Genomic DNA, 21,867 nt, shown 5'->3' with positions numbered 1-21,867 from the left:
TCACCGTCCCTCGAACTCCGGTTCGCGATCCTCGGCGAACGCGGCGGTCCCCTCCATCACGTCCTCCGTGCTGAGCAGGAGGCCGAAGCCCTGGCTCTCCATCGCGAGTGCGGCCTCGAGTCCGACCTCCGAACCCTCGTTCATCACCTTCTTGGCAACGTTGAGTCCGATCGGCGGGCCGCTGCGCAGGTCGTCGACGAACTCGGCGACGGTTTCGTCGAACTCGCCGCGGGAAACGGTGCGGTTGACCAGCCCCCACTCCTCGGCGCGATCGGCGTCGATGTGGTTCCCGCGGAAGACCAGTTCTTTCGCGCGGGTCTCGCCGAGAACCCGCATCAGGCGCTGGGTCCCGCCGCCGCCGGGGATGAGCCCGAGGCCGATCTCCGGCGCGCCGAAGGCCGATCGCTCGGTCGCGATCCGGAGGTCGCAGGCGAGCGCGAGTTCCAGCCCGGCCCCGAGACAGTAGCCGTCGATCTTCGCGACGACCGGCCGCGGGAAGTCGTGGACCGTCTCGAAGGCCGGCGTGACGTCCATCGCGTCGGTCGGTTCGAGCGAGCCGAAGCCGGTGATGTCCGCGCCGGCGCTGAAGGCCCGATCGCCCGCCCCTTCGATCGTCGCACAGCGAATTTCGTCGACGTCGACCGAGGAGAACAGCTCGTCGATCTCCGCGAGCAGGTCGGCCGAGAGGGCGTTCATCCGGGAGGGTCGATCGAGTTCGACTCGCAGCACGCGATCCTCGATCTCGGCGTTCAGGTGGTGGTATCCCTCCAGCGCGCCGTCGCCGTCGTCGTACTCGTAGAAGCCTGCACCCGCATCCTCGCCGGTCTTGCCGTCCTCGACGAGTTCGACGAGGTACGGGTGGGGCTCGAATCGATCGTCGTCGGTCTCCTCGCGGAGGGTTTCGAGTTTCTCGAGCACCCTGTCGAGTCCGATCTTGTCCCCGCGGCGGCAGATCCCTTCCGGGAAGCCGAGTCCGAGCTGGACGCCGGTGTCAACTGCATCGGGCGTGGCGACGTCCTCGCCGACGAGGGACGCCGCCCGGTTGATCATCCTGGCCTCGACGCGGAGGGTGTCGAAACCCTCCCCGTCGCCGGGTTCGTAGTCGGCCCCGTCGCCGCCCTCGTAGTCGTAGTATCCCTTCCCGGTCTTCCGGCCGAGTTCCTCGGCCTCGACTTGCTCCTCGATGATCGGCGGAATGTCGCCGCCGCCTTCCTTGCGCACGTGGTAGCCGACGTCGATCCCGGTCAGGTCGGCGAGTTCGAACGGCCCCATCGGGTAGCCCCGCCGGTGGACCATCGCGGCGTCGGCCTGCCGGATCGTGGCCTCCCCGTTCGAGACCATCCAGGCGGGTTCGCCGCCGAACGGGCCGACGATCGTGTTGACGACGAAGCCGCGGACGTCCTTGCGGACGTAGATCGGCGTCTTGCCGATCGACTCGACCCACTCGTAGCCGGCGTCGGCGGCCTCGTCGCTCGTCTCCTCGCCGTAGATGACCTCCACGAGGTCCATCTTCACCGGCGGATTGAAGAAGTGGAGTCCCAGCACGCGTTCCGGCGTGTCGATCGCCTGCGCGATGTCCGTGATCGGAAGGCTCGACGTGTTGGTCGCGAGCAGCGCGTCCTCGTCGCAGTACGCCTCGAGATCGCCGAAAATGTCGTGTTTCAGGTCGAGATTCTCGGGCGCGGCCTCGATCACGAGGTCGGCGTCGGCGACCGCTTCTTCGAGGTCGGTGGTGGTGTCGATACGATCGAGGATCGCGTCCGCGGGTTCGTCGAGCAGGTCCTTCTCCTCGAGTTTCTCGAGGCTCCAGGCGATCTGTTCGTAACCATCTTCGACGAGTTCGGCTTCGATATCGCGCATCGCAACGTCGTAGCCCGCCATCGCGGTCACTTCCGTGATTCCGTGTCCCATATTGCCCGCGCCGAGCACCGCGACGCGATCGATGTCCTCGTATGCCATAGTCGACACCTCGTCCGGGATCGGCTTAATACCACCGTCGGAAAATTACCATTGTTAAATCTATCGGCGAGACATCCGTTTTTCGTACGACCAATAGATCTCGTCGGGAACGTCGGTAATGTCGTCGATCGATCGAGTCAGTGCCGATCGACTCAGAATCTCGCACGCTCCAAGCGACTACCGCGACTATCAACCGAAACGCATCCACTCGTTCCAGCCAATTTGCAGTAGTTATAAGTTATACTAAATCAACAATTAGAACGGAAGCCACAACGGGCATGGATGAAATGCCCCGGGTGCTGGGACACCCGAGACGTGGCTTCCACCCGCAAGGGTTCGAAGCCATGATTGCGTTCATTCTACCGGGATATAAACGTCCCTCACGATCGACGTATCACCACACACGAGTACGTTCGCCAGCGATCGCCAGCCCCTGCGGCTGCGTCGTCTCGCCCGAGCTGTTCGACGACGCCGGTCGTGAGTAGGCCGTCGATCGCCGATCCGACTCACTCCGAATCCAGTTCTTTCACCGCGCTCGCGGGATTCCCCTGGACGACCGCCCGGTCCGGGACGTCCCCGGTGACGACCGCGCCGGACCCGATTACGGCCTCGTCGCCGATCGTCACGCCCGGATTGATCACCGCGCGGCCGCCGATCCAGACGTCGTCGCCGATCGCGACCGGTTTTCCGTACTCCCGTCCGCTGGACCGCTCGATCGCGTCGAGCGGGTGGGTCGCGGTGTAGATGTGGACGCCGGGGCCGACGAGGCAGTTCCGGCCGATCTTCACCCGGCACACGTCCAAGATCACGCAGTCGAAGTTCGCGAAGAACCCGTCGCCGACGTGGACGTTGTAGCCGTAGTCGCAGCGAAACGGCGGCTCGACGACGTACTCCTCGCCGTGCGACCCGAGGAGTTCGTCCAGAAGCTGCCGTCGTCGATCGACTTCGCTCGCCGACGTTCGATTGTAGCGGCGCGCGAGGTTCCGCGCGCTCGCGATCCGAGACGAGTTCGGCGTCCGTCGGATCGTACCGCTCTCCGTTCAGCATCTTCTCCTTTTCGCTGGGCACGACTGGTTTCGATCGACCGTCACAATAGGTGTTCGGGGAGAGCCGTACCGCTCTCGGCGCTCGATTTCGGGGTCGAACTCGACGTCGACGAGTGCCGAATCGGGGCGTCCGTCGTCGTTCAGAGCGGCTCGTCGCCCTCGATGATCCGCGTCGCTCGCTCGGCGAGCGCCGGGACGCGGTCTTCCATCTTCGGGTACATCGGATCGTCGCTGTTGCCCTCCAGGTACCGGCGGTAGAACATCTCGCCCAGGGCGGCCAGCTTGTACACCCCCAGGGCGCGGTAGAACCGCTCGCGTTCGAACGCGTAGCCCGTTCGGGACTCCCAGCGATCGACCAACTCGCGTCGGGTCGGATACCCCTCGCGCTCCATGAACGTCGAGGTGAGTTCCGGGATCACGGGCTCGGGATCTTTCGGGTCGCGCCAGTAAGAGAGCATCCAGCCCAGATCGGCCCGGGGATCGCCGAGGGTCGCCATCTCCCAGTCGAAGACGCCGATCAGTTCCGGCTGCTCGCGGGTGCCGCCCGCTCGTTCGTCCCGGGAGCCGTCGGCTCTCGCCGGTCCGTACATCACGTTATCCAGTTTGTAATCCCCGTGGACGAGCGCGTGCGGATGCTCGTCGGGGCGGTTCTCCTGCAGCCACGCGCCGACCTCGTAGAGGGCCGGAACCTCCCGCTCCTCGGCCGTGACGTCGAAGGCCCACATCAGCTGTTGGCCCCACCGGTCGACCTGTCGTTCGGTGTACCCCTCGGGATAGCCGAACTCGCCGAGGTCGATCGCCTCGTAGTCCAGGTCGTGGATCGACGCCAGCGTGTCGACCAGTTCCTCGCCGATCCGCCGTCGGGAGGCGGGATCGGCGAACCGATCGGGTTCCTCGTCGCGGATCACCACGCCGTCGAGTCGCTCCATCACGTAGAAGTCGCTGCCGATGACGCCGTGATCCTCGCAGGCCAGCAGCGGCTCGGGAACCGGAACGTCGGTCTCGACGAGCGCGTTCGTCACGCGATACTCTCGAAGGACGTCGTGTGCGGTGTCCGCGGTCTCGCCTGGCGGCGGCCGACGGATCACCAGGTTCCGATCGCCCCAGGCGACGTACAACGTTTCGTTCGAGTGGCCTTCCTGGTGGCGCTCGACCTCGTACCGGTCGACCTCGCCGAGGTGATCCTCGAGGTAGGTCGCCAGCGCGTCCTCGTCGACCAGCCGCTCGTAGTAGTCGTCGCTCATAGTGCGCGGACGGGGATTCCGTCGGTATCGTCGGCCGATGCGGCCACAGCGGTCGGTTTGCGGTTCACGATCGACATGGTGATGTACGGTACTAGTCCCTCTCTTCTTTACGAAAGTGTTTTCGACAGGGATCGGGTTTTACAATGTTCGCCAACGGGTGCGTTCCCCTCGCGATCGCGATCGGAATCTGTACGCTCCGTCGAGAGGGAAAGAAACGTGAACGTTGCGCCCGTCGCTTCGACTAGCGATCGAGCATGAGTGCTACGAGAGAATCGAGGGCGACCCGTGACGAGGTGGCGGCGCCGGTTTCGGACGGTGCCGCTCGCCCCGATAGCGCGGTCGGATCGGGTGGGCGAACGATCCGGGTGTCGATCGGGGCGAATCATCGGCGATCGACGCGTCCCAATCGTGACGGATGATCACCACGCGGCCGACGATCGACGCGTGACCGACGATCGCCAGACGGGTGACGATCGTCGCGCAGTCGTGGGGATCGTCTCGCGGTCGCAACTGGTCCGAATCGGGGGCGGGTTCGCCGTCGCGATGATCCTCCTGGCGGTGTTGGCCGTCGGTCTCGGGCTCGAGGACCTTCGGACGATGCTCTCGACCGCATCGATCGAGTGGATCGCCGTCGCGTTCCTCTCGACGGGACTGTGTTTCGCCGCGTGGGCCCGGAGCTGGCAGATCGTTCTGGGCGTCATCGACGTCGACGAACCGTTCTCGACGCTGGTAGTGACGTACGCCGCCGCGACGTTCGCCAACTTCGTGACGCCGATGGGGCAGGCGGGCGGCGAACCGTTTATCGCGTACGTGCTCTCCCGGGAGACGGACGCGAGCTTCGAGGATAGCCTCGCGACCGTCGTGACCGTGGACCTGCTGAACCTGCTCGCGTCGTTCGGTCTCGCGCTGTGCAGCCTGGTTTTGCTCGCGGCGCGAATCGACCTCCCGAACTCGATCGAATCGATCGCGGGCGGCCTCGCCGTCGCGGCGATCGGCGTGGTGATTCTCGCGACGATCAGCTGGCGGTTTCGAACGCGGCTGGCAGGGGTTATCGAGGGGGGGATCGAACCGGCCGCGCGGCTGGTTCCCGGGCTGACCGTCACCGGCATCCAGAACCGGCTTCGGGAGCTCTACGACGCGTTCAATCGGATCGGGGCCGAGCGGCGGACGCTCGCTCGCGCGTTCGTGTTCTCGATCAGCGGGTGGGCGCTGTTCGTCCTCCCGCTGATTCTGGCGGGCCGAGCCGTCGGCCTGATGATCGGTCCGTTCGTCGCGTTCTTCGTCGTTCCGGCGAGCATGCTCGCCGGGTACGTCCCGTCTCCGGGCGGCCTCGGTAGTATCGAGGTGGTCCTCACGGGACTGTTGCTCGCCCTGGTCGCGGTGACGGCCGCCGAGGCCTACGCGATCACCCTCATCTACCGGATCGCCACCTACTGGTTCGGCATCACGGTGGGCGGGATCGCCGCGCTGGAGCTCCTCCGGCGACAGTAACCCGCGAGCGTCGTCCGCGGCCGATCGAGGGTTCGAGCCCTCGGCCGGTCGATTACTCGGCTCAGTCGAGCCGGTACCGCAACAGCGCCGCGATGCCGCCGAGATTCGAGAGCTGTTCCCCCGGCGGGAACTCGCTCGAGAAGACCGTCACCTCGCCGCCTTTCTGCTCGGCCGTGCGGACGACCTCGTCGACGTCGATCGCCCACTCGCCGTCGGGGCCGCGCTCCTGTCGCAGCCGATCGTCGACGATCAGCAGACGTTCGATCGCGCCGTACTCTGCGGCCCGCTTCACGTCGTCGGGCCCGTAGGCCGCCTTCGCGCCCTCGGCGATGCGCTTCGTGAGTTCGTCGATGTACTCGGCCTCGCTCTCGATGCGGGTCTCCTGTTGAACGTCCGCGACCGCGCCGCGCTTGAGGACCTCGTGAACGCCGCGATCGCCGACGCTCGCCGTGTCGACCATCGTCACCTTCTCGGCGACTTCGGGCTCGTTCTGCTCCAGGTACTTGTAGGCGTCCTGCTTCGTGAAGCCGGGGCCGGCGAGGATGATCGCGTCGGCGTCCTGGCGCTTGAGGACGTCGCCGAGTTCCGAGAACAGTTCCGATCGATCCCGAGCGTACTCGCCCTTGCCGGTGGGACCGGTAATCGTCGCCCGCTCCTCGGTGCCGTACTGGGCGACCGTGTGGACGTGGGCCTCGCCCTCCTCGACGGTCGCGATCGCCACGTCGGGGTTCTCGGTGGCCTCCTCGGCCTCCTCGAGTCGGGCCTCCTGATCCGGTTTGAACCACTTTTCGATCGAGAGTTCGTCGCGCTCCTCGACGTTCAGCGTGTGGTGAAAGCCGAGCTGGTCCTCGCGCGAACAGGCGACGATCTCGCCGCCGACGCGCAGCCGGTTCGCGAACTTGTGGAACTCGATATCCTCGACGGCGATCGCGACCCACATGTGCTCGCGCTCGCCGCCCGTATCCCGCATCTGGTCGTCGTTGCGCTGGATCCGCCGGGTCGTATCGCCCGCGACCCGATCGCCGGGCTCGAGGACGTACTGGAGGTGCCAGAGGTCGTCGACGCTCTCGGGGACGACGGTCACCCGTTCGCGTCCGCCCTCGACGTGCTCCCGGTCTTTGATCTGCATGCCCGTGCGTTCTCGAGGAGACGGTAAGTGCGTGACGAATCCGACGGGTCGGCCGCTGACGGCGTCGGCCTCAATCGAGGGATGAGACTCGGTTGGACGGGGCCGAAACGGTTACCGGGGTACTTCCTCGTGGACCGACTCGCCCGCTCCGGGTTTCGACTCCCACTCCCACTCGTCCTCGACGCGGACGCGGCCGTCCTCGAGGAGTTCGACGTCGCCGACGGAATGACCGGTGGCCGTCTCGCCGTCCGCGTTCAGTTGCACGTATCGGATATCCCACCGCGACCCGTCGAACGTACCGACCAAGTGCCCGTCGGCGACGTCGCCGCCCGAGTACTGCGCGTAGATTCGGTCGCCGGTCTGTTCGAAGTGGAAGACAGTATCGGGGCCGACGTCGCCATCGTCGTCGTTCGCGACCCCGGCGAGCGTCCGTCCGTCGAGCGAGATCTCGCCAGCCATACGACGACTGGTTCAGAACTGCCAATAGATCTTCCGAAGGGGCCCTCGTCGCTGACGAGTGTCGTTCGCGGTCCGAGTCCGATCCCGAGCTCGATCGCGGCCGTGATGATCGCTACCGTCACCGTTTCTCACACGGGAGACGCCGCCGATCTCACCGTAAAAACGGCTCCTTACGGGCGCATCCGATCGACGATCGCCTCGATCTCGTCGTCGGCCTCGAGTGCTTCGAGTTCGGCGTCGAGATCGATCTCGGAGAGGATCGCTTCTCCCGCCGGCTTTCGGCGGAGCGTGAGCGCGGTGAGGAGATACGAGAGTCGAAGCAGGCGGATCGCGCGATCGACGTCTTCGTCGGACTCGATCGCGAAACTCGTCCAGCCGCCGCCGGCGAAGCGGTGTTCGTTCGTCCCGCCAGTCGCGATGAGGTGATCCGCCGCGCGCTTCGGGAAGTTGATGTCGACGACGCGGTCGCCGTGGGTGTGGCCGAACTCCCGGCCGTCGATCGTGAACTCGTCGGTGCCGAGTCGGTGCGGAGCGACGGTGACGCCGCGCCACGCCGAGACCGTTTCGACGATCCGCTCGCCGGCGTTGGCGTCACTCGTGGGCGTGGTAGTCGATGTCATGTCCGAGCTAAGCGCCGCGAAGGGATAACGCTTGCATCGGCCGACGAAACCGCGACGGGAAGTGCGGGCGCGGCGTGGTGACGGCTCGAGGGTAGTAGAAGCACCCTTCATCACCGCCGATCACGAAATGTCCGTCATGTCACGCGAGGAAGGGACGGCCCCGTCGTCCGGAACGGAGGTTCGCGGCGTGTGGGATCGGCTCGTCGGGCCCGACGCGACCAGATCCGAGAACGGACTGGTGCTCGGATACAGCGCGCTCGTCTGCGGCGGACTGGTGTTGTACGTCCACGACGCGAAACTGAGCTGGACCCCGCTGCAGCAACTCGTCGCCGTTCTCATCGCGTTCGACATCGCGGGCGGAATCATCGCCAACACGACCGAGTCCGGCAGTCGCTGGTGGCACCGGCCGTCGCGGACCAGAGCCGATCACCTTCGGTTCGTCGCCGCGCACGTTCACCCGTTCGTTCTCGCCGCGCTGTTCGCCGCGTTCACGTTCGCGGAGGCGACCCTCGTCTACGGGGTGGTCCTCGTCGGTGCGATCGTCATCCTCGCCGTTCCGGAGCGGCTTCGGCGGCCCGTCGCGATGGGAATCGTCTCCGTCGGGTTGCTCGTCGCGCTGTCCTTCGTCGCGGCGCCGGCGGGACTCGAGTGGTTCGCTCCGTTCCTCCTCCTCAAGTTGCTTCCGGGACACCTGGTGAGAGGGCCCGAATCTCCTCAGGCGTGCGCGAGGTAGCGCTCGACGCACCAGACCCACTCGTTGTAGCTGGGGAAGTGAATGCCCCACCAGGTGTAGCCGTCGTTGGTTTCGGGGCCGTTCATGATCTCGCCTTGCGTTCCCTCGGGATACGTTCGGACGACGTCGTAGTTGAGGCCGGGGCCCTCCCGTCCGTTGAGACCGGTCGTGGTGCGCACCTGATCGCCGTCCTGGAACTTGTCGCCGCCGTCGCCGTCGCGGACGAGGCTCGCGAAGTAGTCCATGTCCCAGTCCGGGTACGGACAGGTTCGGCCTCCGTGATAGAAACTGTCACACCCGCCGTCCGGGACGTGCGTGTGGCCGATGATCCCGCCGGAATGATTTTGAATGCACGTGTTGCTCGTGTAGAACTCGAGCGGGATGTCGTACGTGTCGGCGATACACCGGACGAGCTCCGCCGACGACTGGTAACACGCCTCGGAGATGCCGTTGTCGTTGAACCACTCGTGCTCGATACCGATCGAGCGGTGGTTCGCGATGTACCGGGCGTGCCACGCTGCGCGGTTGTGGTGAACGAGCTGATCGACGTGGCCGGCTGCCGGACCGCTGGTCCAGTCGTAGTTTTTCACGAGGTAGTGGGAGCTGACGCCCGAATCCGAACTGGTCAGCGTGTTCAGCGCGCCCTGGTAGGCGCCGGCGGTGACGTGGATGACGATCCAGTTGATACCGTACTGGCGAGTGCTGTGGTTCGGTGATCCAACCCACCGGTCCGCCGCCGGACACTCCGTGTGCGACGCGGCCGCGCGGTCCGTCTGGGTTCCCAGGAGCGTCCCCGTTCCGGCCGCAGCACCGGACGCCCGGAGGAAGGATCGGCGATTCCACCTCGAGCGATCGCCCGTCCGATCGTCGGTCGCTTCCGATTCGTGCGCTTCGTCGTCGTGTCGTGTGCACTCGAGGCACATGGGACACCGGTACTATTTTTCGAGTTATAAAAGTTTGTGACAAATAGTTCAAACGTTATTTGCACATATATTATATAGAAATAATTTGGCACGGTGATTGCCGACGACTGTTTCCGACGAGCCCGGTCGAACCCGTATCGGCCGATCGAGACGGGGCTGAGCACGGCCCGTGAACCGGCGAGCCTCGGCACCGCTCGCCCTCGGCTCTCGACGAACGCCACCTTCGAACGATCGGTGGCGGTGCGTCGCTCGCGCATGCCGGAAACGATCGCCGCTATCTCGGTCTCCGATGGCGATATTCACCACGCTCTCGTCGCGCGATTTTCGGCTCGAACGCGACTCGTCACGCCGGTAAGCCTTGCCCGGGGCGACGGACGAAGGGTCGTGGCCGCGGAATCGCTCGTATGGCGATCGCACTGCGAACGCTCGACGACGGCGCGTGGATCAGCGTCAACGACAGTCGACAGGTGAGCGTGAGCGACGTCTGGACCCTCTCTCGCGGCGCGTTTTGCGACTGCGAACCTGCCTACGTCCTGCTGGAGGCCTTCGTCGACGTCTCCGTCGACGGGCCGATCGTGGCCGTGGACGCGGTCGGACAGTGTCTCGAGTGCGGCGAGCGCGACCCGATCGATCGATTACCCGTCGGCCGGATGGTCGACGGCGAGTTCGAACCGTACGAGCCCGAGGGCGTCCAATCGCGGATCGAACCGATCCTCGATCGTTCGTGAGACGGTAGCACCGAACCGGAGGTGGCAACACCGACCGGAAGCGGCGAGAGCCGGGGAGAACTGACGCCAGAAGGAGAGGCTTATGCGTGCTCTTCAAAGAGAGGGTATCAATGGTCAGCGACGTCGAGAAGTGGAAAGACGAACTCTACGGAACCGATATCCGCGCCGAAGTCGAGCGCTTCGCCGAGGAGGGATGGGAGTCCATCCCCGAGGACGAGCGCGACGCCTGGTTCGAGCGCTTCAAGTGGTACGGCCTGTACCACCAGCGCGCCGGCCAGGAATCGTACTTCATGATGCGGATCGGCCCGCCGGGCGGACGTCTAGAACCCGGTCAGTTCCGGCGCGTCGTCGAGATCGCGGACGAGTTCTCCCGCGGCCCCGTCGAAAACCCCGAGTTCGGCAACGGCTGGCTCGACGTGACGACCCGCCAGGCGATCCAGCTGCACTGGATCCGGCTCGAAGACGTCCCCGAAATCTGGGATCGGCTCGAGGACGTCGGGCTCTCGACGGTCCAGGCCTGCGGTGACTCCTGGCGCAACATCGTCGGCTGTCCGGTCGCCGGCAAGGACAAACACGAGCACGTCGACGCCGGCGCCCTCGCGAACGAACTCAACGACGCGTACAAGAAGAACGAGGCGCACTCGAACCTCCCGCGCAAGTGGAAAGTGTCCGTCACGGGCTGCGACGAGGGCTGCGGCCAGGGCGACATCAACGACCTCGCGTTCGAACCCGCCGAGAAGGAGGTAGACGGCGAGACCGTCACGGGCTACAACGTCCGCGTCGGCGGCGGCCTCTCGCGCAACGAGCCCCGTTTCGCGCGTAACATCGACGTCTTCGCCACGCCCGAGCAGGCCGTCGAGGTCGCCGGCGGCATCTCGGCGCTGTTCCGCGATCACGGCGATCGGGACAACCGATACAACGCCCGGATCAAGTTCCTCGTCGACGAGTGGGGTCCGGAGACGGTCCGCGAGGTCCTCCAGGAGGACTACGTCGACTTCGAACTCGAAACGGCGGGCGAGGACCTGCGCGACTCTTACTCGTACAACGCGGGCGAAGCCGACGGCAAGCACGACCACGTCGGCGTCCACGAGCAGGTCGACGGCGACTACTACGTCGGGCTGAACGTCCTCGTCGGCCGGATCGGCATCGACGACGCCTACGGCCTCGCCGACGCGGCCGAGGCGTACGGCTCCGGCGAGGTCCGCCTGACCCAGCGCCAGAACATCGTCTTCACCGACGTCCTCGAAGAGACCCTCGACGACCTCCGCGCCGAACCCGTCCTCGGCGAGTACAGCCCCGATCCGCACCCGTTCCAGCGCGGCTCGATCGCCTGTACCGGCACCGAGTTCTGCTCGCTCTCGATCGTCGAGACGAAAAATCGGATGGTTCGGTACTCGCGGTGGCTCAAAGAGAACGTCGAGCTTCCTGACGGCGTGGAGAACTTCCACATCCACCTCTCGGGCTGCACCGCCTCCTGCGCCCAGCCCCAGATCGCCGACGTCTCCCTGCGCGGGATGAAGACGCGCAAGAACGGCGAACCCGTCGAGGCGCTCGATATCGGCCTCGGCGGGGGTCTCGGCGAGAATCCGCAGTTCGCCTCCTGGGTTGGCGAGCGCGTCCCCGCCGACGAGGTGCCCGGCGCGATCAAGAATCTGCTCGAGAACTTCGCCGAGGCGCGCGAGGGGACGGAGAGCTTCCGGGAGTTCGTCGCCGCCCGCGACGACGACGAGCTCGCCGAGCTGATCGAGCCCGAGGAGACGGACTACGAGGACCCCTACATGCACAACACGAAGCGCACCTGGTACCCCTACGCCGAGGACGACGGCCTCGACGCGAGCCCCGCACCCGCGCGGGCCGACGGGACGCCGATTCCGTCGGACGACTGATCCGCTCCGGTCCCGTCGGACGACTGTTCCGATCGGGAAGGTGACTCGTCTCGGGCGAGTCATCGTATCGGCGTTCGTACCAGAACTATTGTTACGTTGTCGTCCCAAGAGACGTTCAGAATGAGTATCATCGATCGGGGACCGGTCGATCGCCGACGCGTGCTTCAGGTGGTCGGGACGAGCGCGCTGGCGTCGATAGCAGGGTGCATAAGCGACGACGGCGGTACGGACGGCGAAGGCGGGGAGGACGTGAACCCCGAGTCGGTCGACGTCGCGGATGACGCGACCTGGCGGACCGCTTCGCTCACGGACGTCACGTCCGACGAGGAGTTCCGCGTCGCGGACTTCGATCGGCCCGCCATCGTGCACACGTTCTCGCGAGGGTGTACGGCCTGTCACGCCCAGCAAAAGCAGTTCGCCGACTTCTACGCGACGGCGGGCGACGTCGAGATCGTCGACCTCACGATCGATCCGAACGACGATCCGGAGAAGATCCGGACCTACGCGTCGGAAGACGGCTTCGAGTGGCGGTTCGGGACGTCTACGGAAGACGTTACGAGGAGCCTCATCGACGACTTCGGGAGGGACGTAACCACCAGCGCGGCTTCACCGGTGATCGTCGTCTGTCCGAACGGCGGCGTCTATAGCCTCGACAAGGTCGTCGACGCCGGCCCGCTCGAGTCGGTGCTCGACGGGAACTGCTGATACCGATGGAGGTTATCGCGGCGCACCCGATCGACCCCGCTCTCACGAATCCACACCCGTGACCTCGACCGCCGCCGCGCTACTCGAGTTCTTCCTGCTCGGCCTCGCGACGCCGCTGACGGCGACCTGCGTCATCCCCCTGTATCCCTCGTTCGTCGCGTACCTGGTCTCTGCAAGCGAGGGCGATCGGCGACCCTCGGAAGCGCTGCTCGGCCTCCTCGTCGTCGCCGGCGTGCTGGCGTTCGTGACGGTCGTCGGCCTGCTGTGGACCGTCGTGCTGGGAGCGGGGGTCGCGGACGCCGTCGACCTCCTCTCGCCGATCGCCTTCGCCGTCCTCGCGGTCGTCGGCGCGGTGCTCGTCGTCGCGCCGAACGGGTTCGCCCGATTTCCGACGATAGAACCGCCCCACAGCAGGTATCCCACCCTGTCGGCGTTCGGCTACGGCTTCTTCTTCGGGGCGATCGTCATTCCCTGCAACCCGGGGCTGATCGCGCTGTTTTTCGGCCGATCGACGGTCGTCTTCCCCGGGTTCGACTCGGGACTGGAAGTGATGCTCGGCTTCCTTGCGTTCGGGCTGGGGATCGGCGCTCCGCTGCTGGCGTTCGCCGTCCTCTCGCAGTCGCTCGGCCGGCGTCTCACCCGGACGCTCGCACGCTACGGGTCGCCGTTGAACCGTCTCGTCGGCGTCGTCCTCGTGGTCGTCTCCGTCTACTACCTCGTGTTCGTGTTCGCCGTTCTCCCGGGAACCACGTGACACACGCCGGCGAACGCTTGCCACCGCCCGGCAGTATAAGTGCGTTCGAGCGCTCTCTCGAACCGGACACATGGCCGATCGACTGATGAAGGTCAACGCGTACACGACGCTCGACCTCGTCGACGCCGTCGCGACGGGGCACGACTTCGAGACAGAGTCGTTTGCCGTCGTGAACGCGACGTCGGACAGGGAGAACCCCGACCGCGTTCGACTGCAGTTCGAACTCGACAACATGACCGAGGAACACCTCCCCGCCCACATGGAGGAACTCGCGCTGACGCCCGATCAGGCGCGGACGATCGCCGCCGATCTCGAGAAACACGCCGCGCGCGTCGAAGAAGCCGGCGACGAGTAGTCGAAGCGGTCGTCCGAGACCGGAACCGCGACGCGAGAGCGCAGGCGCTACGTCGACGGATCGATCGAAAACTCGTTTCGAGGGGCACAGACCACCCGGATCTCGCCGTCAGGAGAGTTGCGCGGTGACGTCGGTCGAGGAGATCATTCCGATATACTCGTCGTCCTCGTCGACGACGGGGAGGTGTTTGATGCCGAAGTTGACCATCATCGCCGCGATCTCCTCCAGATAGAGGTCCGGCGGCACGGTCTCGACGGATTCGGTCATCACCTCGGCGACCTGCACCTCGGTCGGGTCGCGCCCGTCGGCGGCAGCGGCCACGATGTCGGTGCTGGTGATGATCGACGGCGGATCCGTCGTCACGACGAGCGCGCTGATTTCGTTGTCGCGCATCACCGTCGCGGCGTCCGCGATCGTCGCACGCTTCGAGATCGTCTCCAGCGGCGTCGACATGACCTCTTCGACGCGAGTTCCATTTGACGGACTCATAGGGTCCGATACGGGCACCTCCCCCATTGGTGTTGTGCTCGAGTCGTCACCGGCGATCGCGCGCGGACGTCGATCCGCGACGGAATCAGTCGTCCGCGATCCGGCTTCCGCCCGGCGGCAGGAAGTATTGAATTCGATCGGGGCTGGCGATCTTGCGGACGAACGTCTCGTCTTCGAACCGCTCGCGGAAGCGCCGGTAGATCCGCTTCGCCGTGTCGGCCTGGGCGTAGCGGCCGGGTTCGACCGCGATCGTCGTCTCCGCCTGGCCCTCGATCGCCGACGGCGGGCCGCCGATCACGCGGGTCCACGGCTCGCACTGGATGCCGACCGTGACGCCGACCGGCGTGTCGTCGTAGTAGGTTCGATCGCCCCGAACCGCAAAGCCCCCCTTCTCCAGGTACTCGCCGCTCTCGGGGGTCTTCGAGACCTGGTCCGAGTCGACGGCGTAGACGTCGCCCGCGTAGCGGCCGTCCTTCCAGACCGACGCGTAGGAGACGGCGAACTGGGCGGCCTCCTCGACGCTCGACTCGGGGAGTTCGATGTCGTGCGACGAGGCCTCGCTGGGATCCGTCGCCTTGAGGACCGTGACGGGGCCGCCGTGGGCCTGCGTGTGGAGCACCTTGTCGCCGGGTTCGAGGTACTTCTTGACGAGTTCCTCGTTCTGGTCGGCGTTGCGCCCGCCGATCACGAGGTAGCCGTCGCTGGTGTGGAACCATCGGAACCGATCGTACCACGGTTCGTTCTCGCGGATCGGGACGGAGGGCATCGAGAGCCAGTCGCGATCGTCGCTCTCGTCTTCGTCGTCGTCTGCGTCGGCCGCCGCATCCTCGGCTTCCCACTGCTCCTTGCGGCGCTTGGCCCCTTCTAAGTCCTCGCGGGTGTCTTCGATCGCAGCGAGCGCGCCCTCTTTTTTCTCTTCGATCCGTTTCGCTTCGTTGTAGAGCCGATCGGCGTTCTGCTCGACGCCGTCGCGGGCGAACAGGTCGATCCGCTCGCCGTCGATTTCGACCGTCACGGTCCCCTCGCTGCCGTCGACGTCGACGACCGCCTCGGCAGCCTCGATGCCGCGCTCTTTGCCCTCCTCGAAGCGCTCCTCGATTTCGTCCCACGGCCGATCCTGCGCGCGGGCCTGCTGGACCGTCGAGAGAATCTCGTCGACGAGACCGTAGTTCGCGTACAACAGTTCGGCCCGATCGCGCTGGGCCTCGGCCTGCTGTTCGAACCCCTCGATCGCGCCCTCCTGTTGCTCGATGATCCGCCGGTGTTTCGCGATCTCGGCCTCGAAGTCCGGCTTCTGTTCGGTCGGATCGGGCTCGGACTCGTCCTCGAGCGAGAACTCGAAGAAGTAGTCGTCCAGCGCGGCGAGGAAGCTGTCGGCCGGGTCGGCGATCATCTTCCCGCGTTCCTCCAGCGGGAACGGTGTGACGTCGACGACCCGCGCGTCCTCTCCCTCGCCGTCGTCGCTGCTCCCCTCGCCGTCGCTCTCGTCGCCGTCCGCGGGTTCGCGGTAGATTCGAGGATCGAAGTTCCCGTTGCGGACGTCGAGCGCGAGCCGTTCGATCGCCTCGTAGATGCGACGGTAGTCGTCGTCGGTGGCGTCGTCGATGTCGATCGTCTTCTCGACGCCGGCGCGGGTGCACAGTTCCTCGGCGTAGAGGCCGCCGAAGTTCAACTGCGTCGCGAGCGTCCGAACGACGTCCGTATCGGACTGGTCCATCTCGCGATCGAACTGCTCGCGGGAGACCGTCAGCGGGTTCGTCCGTGACTCCGGGAACTCGTAGCGCGAGCCGGGCGCGACGGTGCGGGACTTGAGCCGAACCGTTTCGAGGGAGTCGATCACCTCGTACTCGCCGTCCGTGACGGCGACGTTCCCCTGCCCGAACAGTTCGACGATGATCCTCGTCGTGCCGTCTTCGCGGTCAAACACGAACTCGAGGATGCGATCGAACTCGTACTGTTCGACGCCGACGAAGTCCGCCCCCGACAGCCGATTCCGGAGCATCATCGCGAACTGCGGCGGCCGTCCGGGGGCGTCGGGGACGCGCTCGGGGGCGACCGTGTGGGCGCGTTTGACCTCGCCGACTTCGAGGAGCAGTTCGACCCGGCCCCGATCGAAGTCCCGCATTTTGAGGCGGACGAGATCGTCGCCGTAGAGATAGGCCTTGTCGACCTTCGCACCCTCGTAGACACCGAGTTCCCGAACGAGGGCGGCGAGATCGACGCTGGTGAGTTCCCGCTTCGGATCCATATCGCACACTCCCCGGCGCGGTCAAAAAGGCGTGTCGCTCCCGTTCGAGGTCCGACGGGATCGTCCGAAAACCCGGTGAGAACGATTACGACCGCCACGAAAGCCCTGCCGTGTTCGACTCCCAGAACTTGCTGCGGTCCTTGCTGTGTCCGGGTTCGCCGAGCCAGCGGCTTTCGTGGCGGATCCAAAATAGCGGGTTCCTCCGAGCGCAGGTACAGGGGGACGGCCGAACGGGCGAGAACGGGACGAGAAGTCAGTCTTATCGGTCGGGCCGTCGGACGTGTTTGTATGCGCGTTACCTTTCTCGGAACCGGCAGCGCGATGCCGACCGGCGAGCGGTTCCAGACCGGGATCCTCGTCCAGGAAGACGGCCGATCGGTGCTGATCGACTGCGGGTCGGGCGTGCTCCACCGGCTCCAGCAGTCCGGCGTCGGCTACGAGAACGTCTCGACGGTCCTGCTGACCCACCATCATCTGGACCACGTCGCCGACCTGTTGCCGCTGGTGAAAGCCCGCTGGCTCGCCGGCGAGGAGCACCTCGAAGTCCTCGGTCCGCAGGGAACGAAGGCCCTGCTCGACGACCTGCTGTCCGTGTACGAGTACATGCAGGGGAAGATCGATCTGCAGGTGCGGGAAGTCGTCCCCGGCGAGTTCTCGATCGCGGACTTCGACGTTTCGGCCTACGAGACCCGCCACTCGCTGCCCTGTCTCGCCTACCGCTTCGACGATCGGTTCACCTTCAGCGGCGACAGCGAGGCGTTCGCCGGACTGGCGAACTTCGCTGACGGCTCCGCGATTCTGGCTCACGACTGCTCGTTTCCGGACGACGTCGACGTCTCGAACCATCCGACGCCCGACGCCCTCGGTAGGGAACTCGCCGGCCGCGATATCGGACGCGTCTACCTGACTCACCTCTATCCGCACACCGACGGCCGCCGCGAGGAGATGCGCGAGTCGATCGGCGCCCACTACGACGGCGACGTGCGGTTCGCCGAGGACCTGACGACGGTCTCGATCGAGTGATCGAAACCGCTTCCGGATAGGTTTCGCCGCGTCTCGGATCGATAGCCTGCCTAGACGGACGTACGGGCGATAGACGAATCGCCCCGCGCCGATCCCTGGTGATTAACCACACGCGGGCGTCCGTATCCGAACAGGTATATAGCGGTAGTTTGTAGGATCATAACAACAGAATGGTTCCCTGTACTCAGATAGTGTATTTCGGAGAGGTGAGCGGATGAGCCTTCCAGATCGTATCGCAAACGGGGTCACGGGGCACTCTCGAATCGTCATCGTCGTCCTCCTGTTACTGACGGCGCTCGTCGGCGCGGGCATGCCGATGATCGACGACGATTCGTCGCTCGATCAGTTCGAGAGCGAGTCAGCGGAGGCGAAAGCTCTGGAGCGCATTCAAGGCACTGACGAGGACGAGGGCTACTTCGAGACCGAAGGCGAGGGGAACACGACCAGCGTGCAGGTGATCACACGCGGCGACAACGTACTCACGCAGGAGTCGCTGATCGCTTCGTTGGAATTCCAACAGAAGATCCGGAACAACGAGTCGATCAACGAGACGCTGGCGGAAAACGACTCGATCACCGGCGTCGAGAACATCGTCGCGTTCACCGCGATCACCAACGAGCGGGTGGCGGAACTCGAATCACGAGGCGCTGAACTCGAGCAGCGGCGGGCCCAACTCGAGAACAGAACGGCCACGCTCGAGGAGGGATTCAACGAGACGCTGGCCCTCCAACGGGAGTACGCGAACCAGACGGCCGCCGGTGACGAAGAAGCCGCCGCGGCGACGGAGGCCGAGATCGAGGCCGTCGTCGAGGAGACGATCGCCGCGGCCGAGCTGGACGACGAGCAGGCCGCCGAGTACGAGCAGCGAGTCGGCCAGGCTCGCGAGATCGAATCGCAGCGGTGGGAAATCGAACAGGCGACCGACGCTCCCCAGGAGAACCCCGAGTATCAGGAGCTGACCGAGAATTTAGCGCAGATCCGTCAGGGTGCCACGGTCGGCATCTTCGCGGACGAGTACGAGCAACTCGAAGAAGACTCCCAGCAACTCCAAGAGGATCGGCGGGCGCTCCAAGAAAACGACGAGCAACCGTCGCTCGAAGAGCAGATCGAGGCCATAGAAGAGCTCGACGACGAGGAGTACGAACAACTCCTCGAGCAGACGCTCTCGTCGAACGACGACGAGGAGAACTTCGCGCTCGCGCTGATGCCCTCGTCGTACGATCCGGGCAGCACCGAAGCCGAGACGCGGATGACCTCGATCAGCCAGTCGACTCAGACCGGCGACGGCATGGAGGAGATGGGCGGACTCGACGATCGAATCGTCGAGAGCCAACTCGAGATCCGCGAACTCGCCACCGCACAGGACGAAGACTATATCGTCTTCGGCGGCGGGATCATCACCGACGAGATCGACCGATCGATGGGCGACAGTCTCGCCATCGTCGGTCCGCTCGCGCTGCTGTTCGTCGTCGTCGCCCTGCTGGTCGCCTACCGCGACCTGCTCGACATCGTCCTAGGCGTCGTCGGCATCGTGGCCGTTCTCGTCTGGACGTTCGGCTTCATGGGCTGGGCGGACATCGCGTTCAACCAGATGTTCGTCGCGGTGCCCGTCCTACTGATCGGGCTCTCGATCGACTACGCGATTCACGTCTTCATGCGCCACCGCGAGCAGCGCGAGGCGGAAGGACGGTCCAGCACCGTCCGCGGCTCGATGCGGATCGCACTGGCCGGCGTCGGCGCCGCGCTCGTCTGGGTGACGGCGACGACGGTCATCGGCTTCCTCTCGAACCTCGTCAGCCCGATCGGCCCGATCCGGGAGTTCGGGGTCGTCAGCTCCGTCGGGATCGTCGCCGCGCTGATCGTCTTCGGCGCGCTGATCCCCGCGCTCAAGGTCGAAATCGACGAGTTCCTTGAAGGGCGCGGCCTGGACCGCCGCAAGCGCGCGTTCGGGACCGGCGGCGGCCGCTTCAGCGAGATCCTGACGATCGGTTCGATTGCCGCGCGAAAGGCGCCGCTGGTCGTCCTCGTGCTCGTCCTTCTCCTCTCGGCCGGCGGGGTCTACGGCGCGTCCCAGGTCGACACCAGCTTCCAGGAGGAAGACTTCCTCGCGGAGAGTCCGCCGGCGTGGACCGAGCACCTGCCGGCCGGAATGAGTCCCGGCGAGTACCACGCCAAGGACGATCTGGAGTTCGTCAACCAGCACTTCCAGCGCGAGGACAGCCAGGCCCAGATTCTCGTCGAAGCCGACGGCGGCGGCGTCGACGATCCCGAGTTGCTCGCGGCGATCGACGTGGCGCGCGACGACGCCGCGGAGAGCGACGTCGTCTACACGAGGGCGGACGGCGAGGCGAGCGTCCAGGACCCGCTGTCGACGATGGAATCGGTCGCCGCGCAGAACGAATCGTTCAACGAGTCGTTCCGGGCAGCCGACACCGACGGCGACGGCGTCCCCGACGAGAACGTCACGGCGCTGTACGACCAGCTGTACGAGGCCGACGAGCAAGCCGCGAGCCAGGTGCTCCATCGAACCGACGGCGGCGAGTACGACGCGGCGCGATTGATCGTCGGCATTGAGGGCGGCGCCGCCGTCGGCGACACGACCGACGAGATGCGCGCGATCGCCGACGACATCGAGGACGGCAACGGTCGCTGGAGCGCAATCGCCACCGGCGATCCAGTCGTCAGCCACATCGTCGAACAGGACCTGCTGAACACCGTCCTCGAGAGCCTGCTGATAACGCTCGTGGCCGTGTTCGTCTTCCTCTCGGGTGCGTACTACCTGACCGGCAACAGCGCGACGCTCGGAACCGTTACCCTGCTGCCGGTCGCGTTCACCGTCAGCTGGATCCTGGGAACGATGTATCTGATCGACATGCCCTTCAACGTGCTGACGGGGATGATCACGAGCCTCACCATCGGGCTCGGGGTCGCCTACAGCATCCACGTCAGCGACCGGTACATGCTCGAACTCGAGCGCCAGGGGAACGTCTGGTCGGCGCTGCGAACGACGGTCACCGGCACCGGCGGCGCCCTGCTCGGCAGCGCGGCGACGACCGTCGGCGGCTTCGGCACGCTCGCCTTCGCGATCCTCCCCGCGCTCCGCCAGTTCGGTATCATCACCGGACTGACGATCACCTACGCGTTCCTCGCGAGCGTCGTGGTCCTGCCGACGCTGCTGGTGCTCTGGACGCGGTACTTCGGTCCGGACGTGTCCTTCGACGCACCAGGAGCGGCTAGCCCCGCGGCGGCGAGCGACGGCGGCACGCCCGCCGAACGCGAAACGGACTCGACGAACGACGCCGGAGGGACCGACGAGTGACGAACGACGAGAACGAAGCCGTAGACGCGTTCGAACGGCTCGGACTCACCAGCTACGAAGCCAAGGTGTTCATCGCCTTGCACCGACTCGGCTCCGGAACCGCTCGCGACGTCGCCAGCGTGGCCGACGTCCCTCGATCGCAGGTGTACAGCGTCGCCGAGAGCCTCGAAGAACGCGGCTTACTCGAGGTCCAGCAGTCGAGTCCGATCCGCTATCGCCCGGTCAGTATCGAGGAGGCGCGGGAGACGCTCGAGCGCCGGTTCGAGCGCGAACGGGAACGAGCGTTCGACTACGTCGATACCGTCAAACGGGAGTCGGCAACCGAGGAGACCCAGGAGGCCATCTGGACCATTCGAGGCCGCGAACGCATCGACGATCGCGTCGTCGACATCGTCTCCAACGCCGATCGACGCCTCATCTTCGGGACCCGTCTCCCCGAACTGCTCACCGACGAGATCGCGGCCGCGCTCGAAGACCGCGCCGAGACGGGCGTCGACGTCGTCGCGTTCAGCGGGACCGAAGCGGTCCGCGATCGGTTTCGCGGGGTCGACGGGATCGAGGTTGCCAGACCGCCGGCCCACCGGCGGGACGACGATCGATCGGGGCGGATCCTCATCGTCGACGACGACGCCATCCTGCTGTCGGTCGTCGACGACGACGGCAGCGAGACCGCGATCTGGAGTTCGGGGTCGCTGTTCGCCTCCGTGTTGATCCAGCTCATCGAAGCGAACGACAAGGCGCCGGGAGAGTGGTGAC

At 65.8% G+C, this 21,867-nt stretch carries 18 protein-coding genes and 1 pseudogene; 10 read left to right on the top strand and 9 right to left on the bottom strand.

The annotated features are described in order from the left end of the window. The 3 genes and pseudogenes from MUH00_RS02050 to MUH00_RS02040 all read right to left on the bottom strand — a co-directional run bounded on the left by MUH00_RS02050 (position 1) and on the right by MUH00_RS02040 (position 4,249). Positions 1-1,959 (bottom strand): 3-hydroxyacyl-CoA dehydrogenase/enoyl-CoA hydratase family protein, encoded by a 1,959-nt coding sequence (locus MUH00_RS02050; protein WP_247002112.1) that lies wholly within the window; start codon positions 1,957-1,959, stop codon positions 1-3. A gap of 506 nt (positions 1,960-2,465) precedes the next feature. Then, a pseudogene (locus MUH00_RS23065) lies at positions 2,466-3,027 on the bottom strand (maltose acetyltransferase domain-containing protein). Between the two features lie 118 nt (positions 3,028-3,145). Next, complete coding sequence (locus tag MUH00_RS02040) at positions 3,146-4,249, bottom strand: phosphotransferase family protein (protein ID WP_247002111.1); 1,104 nt, start codon at positions 4,247-4,249, stop codon at positions 3,146-3,148. Between the two features lie 408 nt (positions 4,250-4,657). Here MUH00_RS02040 and MUH00_RS02035 point away from each other — a divergent pair, with 408 nt between their 5' ends. After that, positions 4,658-5,740: a lysylphosphatidylglycerol synthase transmembrane domain-containing protein gene (locus tag MUH00_RS02035; protein ID WP_247002110.1), complete on the top strand. Its 1,083-nt coding sequence runs from the start codon at positions 4,658-4,660 to the stop codon at positions 5,738-5,740. 61 nt (positions 5,741-5,801) lie between these two features. Here MUH00_RS02035 and MUH00_RS02030 read toward each other — a convergent pair whose 3' ends face one another. From MUH00_RS02030 to MUH00_RS02020, 3 genes are all read right to left on the bottom strand, one after another. Further along, positions 5,802-6,869: an mRNA surveillance protein pelota gene (locus MUH00_RS02030; protein WP_247002109.1), complete on the bottom strand. Its 1,068-nt coding sequence runs from the start codon at positions 6,867-6,869 to the stop codon at positions 5,802-5,804. Between the two features lie 111 nt (positions 6,870-6,980). Beyond that, on the bottom strand, positions 6,981-7,328 hold the full coding sequence (locus MUH00_RS02025; RefSeq protein WP_247002108.1) for an avidin-fold protein: 348 nt from the start codon (positions 7,326-7,328) through the stop codon (positions 6,981-6,983). 170 nt (positions 7,329-7,498) lie between these two features. Then, positions 7,499-7,948, bottom strand: coding sequence for a luciferase domain-containing protein (locus MUH00_RS02020; RefSeq protein WP_247002107.1), 450 nt, complete (start codon positions 7,946-7,948; stop codon positions 7,499-7,501). Positions 7,949-8,084: 136 nt separating this feature from the next. Here MUH00_RS02020 and MUH00_RS02015 point away from each other — a divergent pair, with 136 nt between their 5' ends. Continuing rightward, positions 8,085-8,681 carry a hypothetical protein gene (locus MUH00_RS02015; protein WP_247002106.1) on the top strand — a complete coding sequence of 199 codons (597 nt, stop codon included), beginning with the start codon at positions 8,085-8,087 and terminating at the stop codon, positions 8,679-8,681. Here the strand turns inward: MUH00_RS02015 and MUH00_RS02010 are convergent. Then, positions 8,663-9,604, bottom strand: a complete 942-nt coding sequence (locus tag MUH00_RS02010; RefSeq protein ID WP_247002105.1) for an N-acetylmuramoyl-L-alanine amidase — start codon at positions 9,602-9,604, stop codon at positions 8,663-8,665. The genes MUH00_RS02015 and MUH00_RS02010 overlap by 19 nt on opposite strands. Before the next feature lie 404 nt (positions 9,605-10,008). Between MUH00_RS02010 and MUH00_RS02005 the strand changes: the two genes are divergently transcribed. The 5 genes from MUH00_RS02005 to MUH00_RS01985 all read left to right on the top strand — a co-directional run bounded on the left by MUH00_RS02005 (position 10,009) and on the right by MUH00_RS01985 (position 14,032). After that, the gene (locus tag MUH00_RS02005) at positions 10,009-10,332 is read left to right on the top strand and encodes a DUF8134 family protein (protein ID WP_247002104.1); all 324 of its coding nucleotides are present in this window, start codon (positions 10,009-10,011) and stop codon (positions 10,330-10,332) included. 110 nt (positions 10,333-10,442) lie between these two features. After that, positions 10,443-12,218, top strand: coding sequence for a nitrite/sulfite reductase (locus MUH00_RS02000; protein ID WP_247002103.1), 1,776 nt, complete (start codon positions 10,443-10,445; stop codon positions 12,216-12,218). Positions 12,219-12,338: 120 nt separating this feature from the next. Next, positions 12,339-12,923 (top strand): TlpA family protein disulfide reductase, encoded by a 585-nt coding sequence (locus MUH00_RS01995; protein WP_247002102.1) that lies wholly within the window; start codon positions 12,339-12,341, stop codon positions 12,921-12,923. 58 nt (positions 12,924-12,981) lie between these two features. After that, a complete protein-coding gene (locus tag MUH00_RS01990; RefSeq protein ID WP_247002101.1) occupies positions 12,982-13,677 on the top strand; it encodes a cytochrome c biogenesis protein CcdA in 696 nt (231 codons plus the stop codon). A gap of 70 nt (positions 13,678-13,747) precedes the next feature. Then, entirely contained in the window at positions 13,748-14,032 is a 285-nt protein-coding gene (locus MUH00_RS01985) for a DUF6360 family protein (RefSeq protein WP_247002100.1), read from the top strand. Between the two features lie 108 nt (positions 14,033-14,140). On the opposite strand, the gene MUH00_RS01980 is transcribed toward MUH00_RS01985, so the two are convergent. Next, positions 14,141-14,485, bottom strand: a complete 345-nt coding sequence (locus MUH00_RS01980) for a CBS domain-containing protein (RefSeq protein WP_247004045.1) — start codon at positions 14,483-14,485, stop codon at positions 14,141-14,143. 121 nt (positions 14,486-14,606) lie between these two features. Beyond that, the gene (gene rqcH / locus MUH00_RS01975) at positions 14,607-16,769 is read right to left on the bottom strand and encodes a ribosome rescue protein RqcH (RefSeq protein WP_247002099.1); all 2,163 of its coding nucleotides are present in this window, start codon (positions 16,767-16,769) and stop codon (positions 14,607-14,609) included. Between the two features lie 288 nt (positions 16,770-17,057). Between rqcH and MUH00_RS01970 the strand changes: the two genes are divergently transcribed. From MUH00_RS01970 to MUH00_RS01960, 3 genes are all read left to right on the top strand, one after another. Further along, positions 17,058-17,792, top strand: coding sequence for an MBL fold metallo-hydrolase (locus MUH00_RS01970; protein ID WP_247002098.1), 735 nt, complete (start codon positions 17,058-17,060; stop codon positions 17,790-17,792). Positions 17,793-18,006: 214 nt separating this feature from the next. Further along, positions 18,007-21,111 carry an efflux RND transporter permease subunit gene (locus MUH00_RS01965; RefSeq protein WP_247002097.1) on the top strand — a complete coding sequence of 1,035 codons (3,105 nt, stop codon included), beginning with the start codon at positions 18,007-18,009 and terminating at the stop codon, positions 21,109-21,111. Beyond that, entirely contained in the window at positions 21,108-21,866 is a 759-nt protein-coding gene (locus tag MUH00_RS01960) for a TrmB family transcriptional regulator (RefSeq protein WP_247002096.1), read from the top strand. The genes MUH00_RS01965 and MUH00_RS01960 overlap by 4 nt, the downstream gene beginning before the upstream one ends. The last annotated feature ends 1 nt before the right edge of the window (position 21,867 follow it).

The sequence above is a fragment of the Halosolutus gelatinilyticus genome (assembly GCF_023028105.1).
Classification (GTDB): Archaea; Halobacteriota; Halobacteria; order Halobacteriales; family Natrialbaceae; genus Halosolutus; species Halosolutus gelatinilyticus.
The sequence above is the reverse complement of the archived record's forward strand: the minus strand, read 5'-3'. Positions and strand labels throughout refer to the sequence as shown.

Bases quoted from the DNA above. Each gene is read 5' to 3' on its own strand.
- MUH00_RS01970 (WP_247002098.1), top strand. From the start codon at position 17,058: ATGCGCGTTACCTTTCTCGGAACCGGCAGCGCGATGCCGACCGGCGAG.
- MUH00_RS01965 (WP_247002097.1), top strand. From the start codon at position 18,007: ATGAGCCTTCCAGATCGTATCGCAAACGGGGTCACGGGGCACTCTCGA.
- MUH00_RS02010 (WP_247002105.1), bottom strand. From the start codon at position 9,604: ATGTGCCTCGAGTGCACACGACACGACGACGAAGCGCACGAATCGGAA.
- MUH00_RS02040 (WP_247002111.1), bottom strand. From the start codon at position 4,249: ATGAGCGACGACTACTACGAGCGGCTGGTCGACGAGGACGCGCTGGCG.
- MUH00_RS02020 (WP_247002107.1), bottom strand. From the start codon at position 7,948: ATGACATCGACTACCACGCCCACGAGTGACGCCAACGCCGGCGAGCGG.
- MUH00_RS02030 (WP_247002109.1), bottom strand. From the start codon at position 6,869: ATGCAGATCAAAGACCGGGAGCACGTCGAGGGCGGACGCGAACGGGTG.
- MUH00_RS01985 (WP_247002100.1), top strand. From the start codon at position 13,748: ATGGCCGATCGACTGATGAAGGTCAACGCGTACACGACGCTCGACCTC.
- MUH00_RS02050 (WP_247002112.1), bottom strand. From the start codon at position 1,959: ATGGCATACGAGGACATCGATCGCGTCGCGGTGCTCGGCGCGGGCAAT.
- MUH00_RS01980 (WP_247004045.1), bottom strand. From the start codon at position 14,485: ATGTCGACGCCGCTGGAGACGATCTCGAAGCGTGCGACGATCGCGGAC.
- MUH00_RS02015 (WP_247002106.1), top strand. From the start codon at position 8,085: ATGTCACGCGAGGAAGGGACGGCCCCGTCGTCCGGAACGGAGGTTCGC.
- MUH00_RS02005 (WP_247002104.1), top strand. From the start codon at position 10,009: ATGGCGATCGCACTGCGAACGCTCGACGACGGCGCGTGGATCAGCGTC.
- MUH00_RS02025 (WP_247002108.1), bottom strand. From the start codon at position 7,328: ATGGCTGGCGAGATCTCGCTCGACGGACGGACGCTCGCCGGGGTCGCG.
- MUH00_RS01995 (WP_247002102.1), top strand. From the start codon at position 12,339: ATGAGTATCATCGATCGGGGACCGGTCGATCGCCGACGCGTGCTTCAG.
- MUH00_RS02000 (WP_247002103.1), top strand. From the start codon at position 10,443: ATGGTCAGCGACGTCGAGAAGTGGAAAGACGAACTCTACGGAACCGAT.
- rqcH (WP_247002099.1), bottom strand. From the start codon at position 16,769: ATGGATCCGAAGCGGGAACTCACCAGCGTCGATCTCGCCGCCCTCGTT.